The 12,481-nt window shown below is 39.1% G+C and carries 14 protein-coding genes; all 14 read right to left on the minus strand.

Annotated elements, in window-relative coordinates; all coding sequences use genetic code 11:
* Positions 1 to 121: 121 nt before the first annotated feature.
* Genes UB32_RS12505 through UB32_RS12565 form a run of 14 tightly spaced genes read right to left on the minus strand, consistent with a single transcriptional unit; the run spans position 122 to position 12,481 of the window.
* Positions 122 to 1,306, minus strand: coding sequence for a glycosyltransferase (locus UB32_RS12505; protein ID WP_044394263.1), 1,185 nt, complete (start codon positions 1,304 to 1,306; stop codon positions 122 to 124).
* Positions 1,307 to 1,312: 6 nt separating this feature from the next.
* The gene (locus UB32_RS12510; RefSeq protein WP_044394264.1) at positions 1,313 to 2,506 is read right to left on the minus strand and encodes a glycosyltransferase; all 1,194 of its coding nucleotides are present in this window, start codon (positions 2,504 to 2,506) and stop codon (positions 1,313 to 1,315) included.
* A gap of 2 nt (positions 2,507 to 2,508) precedes the next feature.
* A complete protein-coding gene (locus UB32_RS12515; RefSeq protein ID WP_044394266.1) occupies positions 2,509 to 3,678 on the minus strand; it encodes a polysaccharide pyruvyl transferase family protein in 1,170 nt (389 codons plus the stop codon).
* A gap of 5 nt (positions 3,679 to 3,683) precedes the next feature.
* The gene (locus UB32_RS12520; protein WP_044394267.1) at positions 3,684 to 4,706 is read right to left on the minus strand and encodes a glycosyltransferase family 2 protein; all 1,023 of its coding nucleotides are present in this window, start codon (positions 4,704 to 4,706) and stop codon (positions 3,684 to 3,686) included.
* A 12-nt stretch (positions 4,707 to 4,718) separates the two neighbouring features.
* Complete coding sequence (locus UB32_RS12525; protein ID WP_044394268.1) at positions 4,719 to 5,915, minus strand: glycosyltransferase; 1,197 nt, start codon at positions 5,913 to 5,915, stop codon at positions 4,719 to 4,721.
* 14 nt (positions 5,916 to 5,929) lie between these two features.
* A complete protein-coding gene (locus UB32_RS12530; RefSeq protein ID WP_052807029.1) occupies positions 5,930 to 6,553 on the minus strand; it encodes an acyltransferase in 624 nt (207 codons plus the stop codon).
* Between the two features lie 21 nt (positions 6,554 to 6,574).
* A complete protein-coding gene (locus UB32_RS12535; RefSeq protein WP_044394269.1) occupies positions 6,575 to 7,315 on the minus strand; it encodes a glycosyltransferase family 32 protein in 741 nt (246 codons plus the stop codon).
* Positions 7,290 to 7,658, minus strand: coding sequence for a helix-turn-helix domain-containing protein (locus UB32_RS12540; RefSeq protein ID WP_044394270.1), 369 nt, complete (start codon positions 7,656 to 7,658; stop codon positions 7,290 to 7,292). Before UB32_RS12540 ends, UB32_RS12535 begins: the two co-directional genes overlap by 26 nt.
* Before the next feature lie 25 nt (positions 7,659 to 7,683).
* Positions 7,684 to 8,865: a DegT/DnrJ/EryC1/StrS family aminotransferase gene (locus UB32_RS12545; RefSeq protein WP_044394272.1), complete on the minus strand. Its 1,182-nt coding sequence runs from the start codon at positions 8,863 to 8,865 to the stop codon at positions 7,684 to 7,686.
* A complete protein-coding gene (locus UB32_RS12550) occupies positions 8,866 to 9,510 on the minus strand; it encodes an acetyltransferase (RefSeq protein WP_044394273.1) in 645 nt (214 codons plus the stop codon).
* Positions 9,507 to 10,121, minus strand: a complete 615-nt coding sequence (locus tag UB32_RS12555) for a sugar transferase (protein WP_044394275.1) — start codon at positions 10,119 to 10,121, stop codon at positions 9,507 to 9,509. Before UB32_RS12555 ends, UB32_RS12550 begins: the two co-directional genes overlap by 4 nt.
* Before the next feature lie 26 nt (positions 10,122 to 10,147).
* Complete coding sequence (locus UB32_RS20045; protein ID WP_157841629.1) at positions 10,148 to 10,297, minus strand: hypothetical protein; 150 nt, start codon at positions 10,295 to 10,297, stop codon at positions 10,148 to 10,150.
* A 15-nt stretch (positions 10,298 to 10,312) separates the two neighbouring features.
* Positions 10,313 to 11,398, minus strand: a complete 1,086-nt coding sequence (gene galE / locus UB32_RS12560) for a UDP-glucose 4-epimerase GalE (protein WP_044394276.1) — start codon at positions 11,396 to 11,398, stop codon at positions 10,313 to 10,315.
* A gap of 15 nt (positions 11,399 to 11,413) precedes the next feature.
* A complete protein-coding gene (locus UB32_RS12565; RefSeq protein WP_044394277.1) occupies positions 11,414 to 12,481 on the minus strand; it encodes an EpsG family protein in 1,068 nt (355 codons plus the stop codon).

A 12,481-nucleotide genomic window follows, 5' to 3' on the forward strand; every position in this document is an offset into this window, starting at 1 on the left:
TTAATTAGTGCAACACTAGTGACTTTCCCTAATTTAAGCATGATGGACTTTTTCAGTCTTTTTAACAAAATTCCTACCCCCATTCTTTGAAAAATAAAACCACCAATAATGGCGGCAGCGTTTACGATAGTAATTCATATAATTTGTGAATTTCTCCTTCCGTCCCTACCATTTCTTTCCTTAGATTTTCTTCAAGCCGTTTTCTTAGTTCTGAATCGTTTATTAATCTTTCTAAATCATTAGCTACTGACTGTGCATCCATTTTCGAGATAATTCCCGTTTTATTATGGACAATATGGCTTGCGGCTGTAGCAAAATTGGTTAATAAAATGGGTTTCGCTAGTATTTTTGCTTCATCTATGGAAATAGATTTCCCTTCGTATCTGGAGGTTTGCAGATAGATATCGGCTTTCTGGATATAAGGATAGGGATTTGCCTTCTGCCCCAAAAACATTACACGGCCTAGCAGTTTTCTCGCTTTCACTTCCTGCTCCAGGCCCTTCCTCCTATTTCCTTCCCCAATTAGGAACCAGCGGATGTTATATCCTTTTTTCACAAGAAGGTCGACCGCATCCAAGGTAATTTCCAGCCCTTTCTCTTTCGCTAGCCGCCCTACCGAAATCAAATCTATTGAATCGCTTTCCTCGTGAATGATCGGTTCTTGAGCCAGTTTTCGAATGATAGCAGGGGAGACAATATTAGAAATAGCTGTAAACCGTTCTTTCAGATTCGGGAAATTGCTTTGTAAAATGGACACCAAGTCCTCTGAAACCGTTACGACATAATCTAGCTTGGCAAAATAGGCTTTCTCATGGCGTAAATTTATTCCTAGCTGATTATAATCCGTATGGATCCAACCAATTTTCCTTTTTGCTTTCACATTATCTACACAAAAGTAAATTGGATTCTTTTCCTGAAACCCAATTGCAATATCGTATTCTTTTTCGATCGTTCCGATGGAGGCTGATAAGTATTTCCAAAACTTTTGTTCAATTATTGCACCATTTCGTTCCGTTTTCGCAAAATACCCGAGAAAAACACGATGAAATGCAGTTCTTGCATCTCTATTTCCAATCAGACTTTTTAAGGAAGAGCTTAACGGCATATCAAAGTATTTATAATTCTCAGGGGGCGGAAGAATCCTTACTTCTTTCGGAACTTTCGTCATAAATAAACCTTCATGAGAAAAGAGAAACAGATCCACATTGAACTTTGAATAATCTATTGTTTCTAAGAGGGAGATTAAAGCTTTTTCCGCTCCACCACACACCAGTTTATTCATGACAAACAATACGTCTTTTTTCATGCCTTTTCACCTCGCAATAAAAGAATATAATTTATTTACCTCTTCCTCCGTTCCTAAATAAACTTTTTTCAGATTATTTATTAACGTACCCTGTAGTTCTTTTTTGGTAATTACCTTCTCAATACCAGCTACAACGCCTTTGCCATTCATCGTGACAATTAAACCATCATGTCCATCTGTAATTTGATCCCTAGCGGTGCTAAAATTCGTTACAATGATCGGTTTGTGTAAAATCTTTGCTTCGTCGATTGCAATGGATTTCCCTTCAAAGCGGGATGTCTGTACATAGAGATCCGCTTGTTTTAAATATGGATATGGATTTGCCTTTAACCCAAGTAATATAAAACTTTGCTCCAATTTATTTTTGTTGATTAATTTCGTGAGTTTCTCGCGTTCATCTCCCTCGCCTATCACAAACCATCTTATTTTATAACCTTTGTTTATCAGCTCTTTGCAAGATTCGACTGCTAGTTCAAGACCCTTTTGCGGATGCAGCCTGGCAATGGTTAAAATGATTACTTCCTCTTTTCTCCTTTGAAAAACATCAGTTTGTTCCTGCGCCAGCTGATGAATCATCTTTGGCGAAACGACATTATACATTAAATCAACCTTATCCTTTTGATCCGGGAACCTTTTTTTAAATACGTTTGCACATTCTTCAGAAACCGTTACGATCTTATTTAACTGGTTGAAATAAGGCAAATCAAATTCTGGATTCATTCCTAATTTATCGTAGTCATTATGAATCCAGCCGATTTTTCGGTTGGCATTTACCTTTTCGACGCAGTAATAGATCGAGGTTTTTTCTAAAAAGCCGATCGCTGCATCATAATATTTATCAAGATTGTTAAATGATGAGGATAAATGCTTCCAAGAATACTGTTCCCTTTTGGAAACATTTTGAATGATCCGATTTTTTATCGCAAACCATACTCTATTCCATGCTATTTGCAGCTTTCCTTTCATGAGTAAGGCAGTCACCGACTTTAAAAGCGGCTTTGAAAAAAGCTGGTATTCTTCTGGAAGGGGAAGTATGTTTACCTGTTTTGGCAAGTATTCCATAAAAAGCCCGTCATGATGGAACAAGAAAAGATCTACATTATACCGGTCATAGTCCATTTGATTGAGCAGGCTTACGAGACTTTTTTCTCCTCCCCCTGCCGCTAAGCTCGGAATGACAAATAATATATTTTTCTTCATAGCTACCCTCGAGCAAGCATTAATTCATTTATGTAATCGACAGCTCTGTAAGACATTTGTTTCATACTTGGAATAGCTGCTTCTAATCTATGCTTTATTTCCTTTTCTTCACTGACCATTTCTTCAAATTTCCTTTTCATTATGTCAATATTGGAAATCTCATTTATCGATAACACCAGCTTTTCCTCACCAAAAAGATCTTTCGCAATACCACGAGATTTTACGCTATAGCCTAGTACCATTGTTGGAACAAAAGTCGAGTAGGCAGCAATCGTTGCATGGGTTCTGGCACCAATAAAAAATCTCATCCTCGAGATATAGCCTTTATATTGCATGGCATTAAGATGATCTGGTAGGATGATTACCCTGCCGGTATGTTTGTATTTCTCATAAAAATCGGACAAAATTTCATAATCGTTATTTCCTTCTAAAATTACATGAGGCGTAAATGCAATCGTCATATCCGTCGTGCTCAAAATATGATTTATTAATTCGGACAAAGCTGAGTAAGATTGTTTATTCCGCTTCCAAACGAGCGGGCTAAAATTTAAGCCAATTGTGTTCTGCTCCTGCCACCCCTCCGGCAAAACTAATTCTTCCTTCGCCAATGTGAAAGCAGGATCTGCAACTAATTTACTCTTTCTCAAGCCTTTTTCCAGTAGCATTTTATATGTTAAAGTCTCACGTGCAAGAATTAAATCGAAGTTTTGCAAATCTCTTAGCTTTTGTTCTGACATATCCTCTTCTCCAATCGAACAGCCCCATAAAACCAGTTTCTTTCCTTTCCTTTTCACCATTTTGTCAATTTCATAAAGGGCTGGCTGTTCTCCGTAGCAGTAATTATCTCCGCCAATGGATAAACAAACATCTACATCATTTATTCTTTCGATTGTTTTTCCTTCCATCGCCCTCAGTCCATATGATTCATCTTTAAATACCTTCACTTGTATCGAAGACACAAACCATTCCTTTGTATATTTTTTTAAGTTTTCAGGTGAAGCGTCAAATACTTCATCTAAGTTTTGGATTTCTTTATCTGTTTCGGGTTTCCAGGAGGCAAGATACACTTTTGCACCTTGAGATCGTTTTTTAATTATATTAGTAGAGGAACGAACAATCGCTTCACATCCCCTATTTAAGCTGCCGCCATGGGCAAACATCATCACTTTCATCTCTATCATCCTTTGTTTTCATTTCTTTTGTGACTGTATACTACCGCTAACAGGATTCCCATGGTGAAGCGAACCTTCAACATCTTGAGGATTGTCTGCTCATACCTTCCGCTAGGAGAATAGTACTTGATTGATTCTCGAACGAATTCATTGTTGATCACCGTTTGTATATTTTTTATTCTTTGAAGGAGACTATTCTCTGTTGCTGCTCCCATTTGATAGAAGTAAGCAAAAATACTTCGAACCAATTTGCGACTTTTCAGTTCGATCATTTTTTCAGAGCCTATTATCCTTTCTATCTCGTCTAATTCTTTTCGTCTGTAAATTTCCATTAGCTTACTAGCATCATCCGCACAAACCAAACTCCTTGTGGCACTCCCGAAAACCGTTCTGTAAAAGTATCCCGAATAATTCATATAATAGAAGGAACTTGCTTTAGAAAAAAACAGTAAATTGAATATTCCATCCTCCCCAATGGCCATTTGATCTGGAAATCGAATGGAATAATCCGTGATTCGTTTTCGGTTATATACCTTATTGCATGCTGTGTTCATATCCTCGTATTCCATAAGATAGGGCAAAACAGTCTCGTTAATATAATCTTTGTTATGAGGGACATCCATCGCAAATGGATATCGATGTCTGCTAAATTGATTTCCCATTCCGCTTTGAAAATCAGATACAACCGCATCATACCCACCCTGTTTGGCTGTTTTGTATAATATTTCGTACATATCTTCTTTCACGAAGTCGTCTGCATCAACGAAGCCAATGTATTCCCCGCTTGCTGCTTCCAATCCTTTATTCCTGGCATTGCTAACGCCTTGGTTTTCTTGGTTGAAAAGGACGATTCTGCTGTCTTTTTCTAAGTACTGACGGATAATTTGTTCACTTCCATCGTTTGATCCGTCATTAATAAAAATAAATTCACATTCTTTTAGCGTCTGATTTAACAGGGATTCCATGCATTCCGGTATGTATTTTTCCGCATTGTATACCGGGATGATGATGCTCACCTTGACATCCAACTCTCCCACCTCCTAGCTAATCAGACTATATAGCTTTTCTAATTCTTCCTTATTGCTGAACTCTTTTTGTTCAATATTTTTTACGACTTGCGCTCTTAGACTGCTATTGTTGTATAGTTGCTCAATTGCTTCCGCAAGACCGTGGCTACTCAGGTCGCAAATGTATCCATCGATGCCATGTTTAACCTGGCTGTTAGCTGTCGGATAATTGGTAATAAGCACTGGTTTTCCTAAAATCATCGCCTCGGTTACTGTCACAGCTTTCCCCTCATACCTAGATGGCTGTACGTAAAGATCACATTCCTTTATATAAAAATAAGGATTTGTTTTTTTGCCTAGCAATAAAAAACTAGCTTCGAGTTTATTTTTCGTAATCCATTTCCTTAGTTCACTTTCGTAACCGCCATATCCGACAACATGCCATTTAATATTTTTATAGCCTTTCTCATGCAGAATTTTTAACGCTTCCACCGCAAGGTCAAACCCCTTGACATACGATAATCTCCCGACAGAGATAAGATTAAAATTCTTTTCACTTACAAATTTCGGTTCATTGCTTTTTAGACACATTTCTTTAATAAAAACGGGAGAAGTTATGTTTTCCATTACTAGCGCTTTTTCTTCTAACTCTGGATACTGGACGATGAAGGACTTTAAACAATCGTCAGAAACGGAAGCAATATGATCAAACTTGCGCCAAATCGATAAATCCATTTTGTTGTCAATTTCTAATTTGCTGTAATCCGTATGAACCCACGCAATTTTTTTCCTTGCATTCACTTTGTTCGCTACCATATCATGCGGCCATGCATAACTTATTGCTATGTCATACGCCTTTTGAAGTTCAGGCAGAAATGGCATGGAATATTTCTGGGCAAGCTGCATTTGGATATAGCCTGTTCCTTCCTCAAGCTTTGGGTGGAACACGGAAATCAACTTAGCTAAAACTCTCATTGTACCAATCGAATAATGTCCTTCCTTAAAACATTGTTTAATTGATTTTCGAAAGGTAGAATACTTGTCGATTTCAGGAAGCACCCTTACCTGGTCGGGAATGAATTCCAGTAGTTCCCCTGTATGATGATAAATGAATAAATCTACATCTATTTTCTGGTAGTCGATATTTTCTAACATGTTGATCAGCGATCTTTCAATCCCGCCAATTTCCAAATTATAAACGGCAATTAATAGTTTTTTCTTCCCAATCATTTTTTTATTTTCCCCTATCCATGTGCCACTTTTGGTTTATTATATGGAATAATCTTTTCTTCACGTTCGTTCACATAAAGACAATTGGCGGGTATATTTCCCTTTACGACACTTCCGGCTCCAATGACCGAATTGTCTCCGATATGTGTATTGCGAAGAATGACTGCATTTGCTCCAATCCATACATTCCTGCCAATCGTCACTTCACCAGTTACCAAATGCTGATCCTGTATATTCTTATAATTGTGATCATGATCATTTATACAGACATTTGGCGCTATTTTCGTGTTTTTTCCAATCGAAATTTTTTCTGCACAGTTAATCACGCAATTATCATTGATAAAAACATAATCGCCGATCGTAAGTTTGCCGCCATGATCCAACCTAAAACTAGCGTTTTTTCGAATGAAAACAAACTTGCCAATCGTAATGGTGGAATGCTTGTTGAAAATTTCTATTTTGCTGCTTGATTGCATGGCAAAAATGGTGGACTGAATATTTTTAAAATAAACTACTTTAAAAAGGAAGCCTCTCAGAATTCCAATGAAATGGGATAAATTCATCACAACGGTCAAGTATATTCCTCTGTTCGCTGATTGAGTTACAAACTCCTTCATGATTCTCCTAAGTATAATCATCCTTTCATTCTCCTTAGAAAATCAAAATGATTTCTGGACCTTTCTAAGCCTGGCAAGATTATTGCCCCCGATGATCTTCGCTAAACCATATTTCATTTTGCTTTTAAACCTAGCCCTAGGCGGTAGCCAACTTTTATAAAAATGATGCATGGAATAGGTGTTTTCCGTTATAAACTTTCTACAGTTAATGTAGTCGTAAGGCGAGAAATACGTTTGCGGGTAAAAGGCTGCTAAACCAGCAAACTCTTGATACTCTCCATTCATCACCAATCCTAGCTTTCGTAAAATATCTGTCACGATTGCTACATTCGTAAGATCATCGAAGCTTCCGTCTTCTTTCCTGAATTTTTTCCCTTGATAGGAATCTAAGAAAATCTCTACGATTGGATTTCCCTTTGCTGTTCCAATCGTGCTCGTAGCGATATAATTTTCTTGTTCGAAGCCCCAAAAGGACTCATGATGAAGGAGATCATCAAAACTTTTAAAAACTTCCACGTCAGTATCCAGATAAATTCCGCCATAACGGTATAAACCATACACTCTCGCATAATCGCTTACAAACGCATATTTTTTCGCTTCGTACGCTTCTTTTACATAAGCGTTTGCATTCATATCAAAACTGCTCTCATTCCATTCCATAAATTGGTAATCACGTAAATGCTGTTCCCAGCTTCGCATACATTTTTGAACGAGCTCTGGCTTTTCCCCGTTTCCAAACCAGCAGTAATGGATTATTTTAGGGATTTTTTGATTTTGGGTCATTTTTGGCTCCTATATTTTCTATTTGCCAGTTAATAAATTCGATCAGCTGCTTATAGTCGTGAATTTGTTCCTTTTTAATTCCCGTTTTTTTCAATTCTTCGACAAATTCATATAGTTCTTTGTCGTGGAGTACCTTTTCTGTTCTATGACCGTTTATTAATAATGCTCTAATGTCAACATCTAATGCATCCGATATCTTCTCCATGATCTGTATAGAGGGATTTTTATGAACATCCCGTTCTATATTGCTTAAATAGGACTTGGAGATACCGGATCGCTCTGATAGTTCAGAAAGGCTCAACCCCTTTCTTCTTCTAAGTTCTGATATATTTTTTCCGATCATCTAGGTTCCCTCATTATTCTTGGTATTATATGATTTTTCTTTCGACCTCTTTTGCGTTAATAGAATTTTTAATACAATGAATGACTCGTGATTGGTCTAATTCCTCCATATTGGATCCTGAAGGCAGGCAAATACCGTTCGCAAATAATTGTTCGGAGATACTTTCTTTTTCGCCATGGGGAAAATACTTGGCATCTTTGAACAATGGCTGCAAATGAAGCGGCTTCCACACGGGCCTTGCTTCAATCTTTTCGAAAGCCAATCCCTCGATTAGTTCCCTTACTGAAACACCTGCTTCTTGTTCATCCACCGTCATTGCAGTCAGCCAGCGATTGGAATAGGTTTCCTCTAACTCCGGCATAAACTGAATGCCTGGAAGAGTCGATAATGCTTGTTCATACCTTTCAAAAATAGCTCTTCTTGCTTCTACTCTTTCTTCGAGGACCTTCAGCTGCGCTCTGCCAATTCCCGCTAAAACATTGCTCATTCGATAATTATAGCCAATCTTGCTGTGCTGATAATGCGGCGCTGGGTCTCGTGCCTGTGTCGCCAGGAATCTAGCTTTATGAATTGCCGCTGCATCGTTTGACACAAGCATTCCACCACCTGAAGTAGTAATGATCTTATTTCCGTTAAAAGAAAAAATTCCGAATCTGCCGAACGAGCCGCTTTGTTTCCTTTTATAGGAAGAACCGAGGGACTCTGCAGCATCCTCAATCATTGGCACTTCATATTGGTCGCACAACGCAGTCAGTTCCTCCATCTTGGCACTCTGTCCATATAAATTGACAACAATGACTGCTTTAGGAAGCTTTCCCTTTTGTGCAGCATCATTTAATGCTGTTGCTAATCCTTGAGGGGACATATTCCATGTTTCTCGTTCTGAATCGATAAATACTGGTTCAGCACCTAGATATAAAATAGGATTGGCACTGGCAATAAACGTCAATGTCGAACAAAATACGGTATCCCCTTTTCCCACTCCTAATAAAGAAAGAGCCAAATGAATGGCAGCCGTTCCAGAACTGACGGCTGCAGCTTCATTGACTCCTGTAAAAGCAGCAATTTCCTTTTCAAATGCATCCACATTTGGGCCAAGCGGGGCAATCCAATTTGTTTCAAATGCTTCCTGAATATAGTGTTGTTCCTTTCCGCTCATATGTGGGGAGGAGAGGAAGATTGTTTTTTGAACGGTCTGATGAATCATTTAAACACCTCCAGTTATTTCTTTCGTTTTCACCATTGCAGGTACACCCACTGCCGTACAATATGGAGGAATGTCATCAATTACTGTTGCGCCTGCGCCGACTATGGTCCATTTCCCAATTTCCTTACCGGGAATGACGGTTGCGCTTGCGCCAATCTGTGCGCCTTCTCTCACCATTACATTTCCAGTCAAAGTTGCATTAGGAGAGACATGTGCATAATTGGCAACCAGGCTATCATGCTCGACAACGGCACATGTATTAATAATGGCGTGCGCTCCGACTTGGACGTCTGTATTGATCACTGCGCATGGCATCACGACGCTTCCGGGGCCTATCGAAGTCGATGAGCTAATATGCGCGGTCGGATGAATCAAGGTTGCATACAATGCATCGGGAATACCTAGCCGCTCGACAATCTGCTTTCTAACTCGGTTATTGCCCACTGCAACGAAAAATCGAACATCAGGAAAATCTTCGGTGAATGTTCGGGCTGCGTCAACCGGGCCGTAAAACACTTGTTCACGATAAAACTCGGCATTGTATTGATCATCGAGACAGCCGACAATTTCTACCTCTCCGATAGTTTTAATCAAGTCACGAACAACTTTGCTATGTCCCCCTTGACCAATAATGGCAATTTTCATCCATTTCCCTCTTTTGCAATAGATTTTGAGCCTTTGAACGGTTCAACCGTTAGATTTCCTGGCTGTGTGATTCCTTCGGATTGGATGACTTTGTAAAATGTCTTCCCTATTATTTTCACATCCAGAAGGAAGGAACGATTGTCAACATACCAAACATCTAACCGGAACTTTTCTTCCCAGGATAAACTATTTCGCCCGCTGATTTGCGCTAGCCCGGTAATGCCAGGCCTGACTAGATGGCGCTTCGCCTGTTCCTCATTGTAAAGGGGAAGGTATTCCATTAATAACGGTCTTGGACCAACTAGACTAAGTTCCCCTTTCAGCACATTGATCAGCTGCGGCAATTCATCCAGGCTGTACTTCCTTAAAAATTGTCCAGCCGGAGTAAGCCGAAGCTTATCTGGTAGTAGCTCTCCGAATCGATCTCGACCATCGGTCATCGTTCGAAATTTATACAGCCAAAAGGGCTTTCCATATAATCCTGGTCTTTTTTGCTTAAACAGCACCGGTGAGCCTAGCTTCGCTTTTACAAACATAGCGGTGAACAAGATGATTGGTGACAACAACATAAGAAGCACAATCGAACTGCTTACATCTACGAGCCTTTTCATTTTTGCACCCCTTGCAACAGGTAAAATTACTGTTTATTTTCTAATACAGCTGTAAGCTTCTCTCGTATTTCTAAAATCAACTCTGCGGTTTTGATGTTCGGAACTATTTGTCCCCGAATATAAATATCCTGCAGCAATTCCTTGAAACGTTGTTGCTGCGTTTCCGGTACACTCATCACTTACTCCTCTTCTCATTCTTTTTTAGCATTAGAAAAATCCCCACTTGTTGGTAAGTGCGGATCGCCTGGAACTGTTTGGATTAAATTTTGTTCATACCCATTCGGATTTTTTGATTGCCATCTCCACGAATCTTCACACATTTCCCGCAGATTCTTTTCGGCTGACCAATTTAGCTCTTTTTGCGCTTTCGTCGGATCCGCAAAACAGATTGCAGCATCTCCAGCTCTTGGCTCGACCATTTTATAAGGAATCGGAATCCCGGATTCTTTTTCAAAAGCAGTCACCATTTCCAGTACACTGTATCCCTTTCCGGTCCCAAGATTGAAGGACTCGACTCCGGTACTTGCAGCAACTTTTTCAAGTGCCTTTACATGACCTCTAGCAAGATCCACTACATGAATATAATCTCTGACTCCCGTTCCATCTGTGGTTGGATAATCGTTGCCGAATACCTGAAGTTCTGGCAACTTACCGACTGCTACCTGCGTGATAAATGGCATTAAGTTATTGGGAACTCCGTTTGGATCCTCTCCGATCATGCCAGATTCATGCGCTCCGATTGGATTGAAATACCGCAACAAGGCAATGCTCCAGTTTTGGTCAGCTTGTTGAAGATCCGTTAAAATTTGCTCCATCATTAATTTCGTTCGGCCATATGGATTGAGCGCGTTTAAAGGGAAATCTTCTGAAATTGGAACTTTTTCTGGCATGCCATATACAGTTGCTGATGAACTGAAAACCAGTCTAGTAACATCGTATTTTTTCATGGTGTTCAATAGGTTGATCGTGCCAGTGAGATTATTATGGTAATACTTGAGCGGCACCCGCACCGATTCCCCAACAGCTTTTAGACCAGCAAAGTGAAGGACCGTATCAATCTCATTTTCGATAAACACCGTTTCAAGTCCTTGCTCATTCAATAAATCCACTTGGTAGAAGGGAAAGCTCTTTCCGGCAAGTTCACTGATTCTGTTTACTGTTTCTAGTTTGCTATTCATCAAGTTATCGACCACGATGATTTCATAGCCTGCATTTAGCAACTCAACACAAGTATGGCTGCCGATGTAGCCTGCCCCGCCTGTTACTAAGATTGTCACATATCACACCTCCGATTAAAATTTCCAATAATCACTTTCATACCTCAACCCAAATGATAGGACATGCTCATAGTAAAAATAGAGGAAGTAACAAACAATGATTCCAAAATAAATGAATCTTTGGTTATTCTCTTTAAAAAGCTTAACAATCCACGAAATTAACAGGAGACTGTACAACCCAAAGTAAATATTAAATCTCGCAAATATCCAGTTTTGCGATGCAATAATGATAAAAAACAGACTGATCATCGACATATTTACAATATAGTCACTTTGTGGCCAAAGCATTTTTAATTTTTTTCTTCCCAAAAAAGCAAGGAATACCGGAATTGCTGTGACGACAATCCGCAGTTTATTTGCTCCGCCTTCCGTGAAATCACTGTAATGGCCATACTGGGTTTGATCCAATGCGGAAAACAGCATACCTGAGAACGTATTGAAACCTAGCACGATAAAAATAGAAAGCGTCAGCAAAATAAATGTTACCTTCGTCCAAGCCTCTCTTCTGACAACAAAATAGATTGGCAATAGCACGAATGCACTTTTGTGAACAGTAGAAGCGAGAAGAATCATTAGCGCATATTTCTTGAAATCTCCATTTAATAAATATTTTGTTGCGAAGAAGACAATTGCTGCAGCTAAATATTGTCTAATTCCATTCATCGATGTCGTAAACATTCCCGATGCAATATACACATAGACTGCTAGCTCAAACATCCGCGAATATTTGTATAAGACGATTACAATGAGTAGATTGGTAATAAGCGCCGTTGTGAATATTAAGATTTGCGGATCTTTGGATATTTTTTGTAACAACATCTGGTATAGATCAAAGCCAAAGTCGCCAAGATAATTAATTTCTTGCCATGCAAATTCCGTTATTTGAAAGGAATGCATATAAAAATACGTATCACCTATATTGTTTTGAAAACCTGCGACAGCGACTAAACAGATGATGACGAAGACGGTATACAATTTGTAAGGTCTAACATGACTGATCGTGCCTGGATTCGGAGTTGCGTACAATCTGGATAAAGCAGAGAACAAGTAAACCAATGAAAGGTTTAGCCACATAATTGTCAT

The sequence above is a fragment of the Mesobacillus subterraneus genome (genome assembly GCF_000934845.1).
Lineage (GTDB): Bacteria > Bacillota > Bacilli > Bacillales > Cytobacillaceae > Mesobacillus > Mesobacillus stamsii.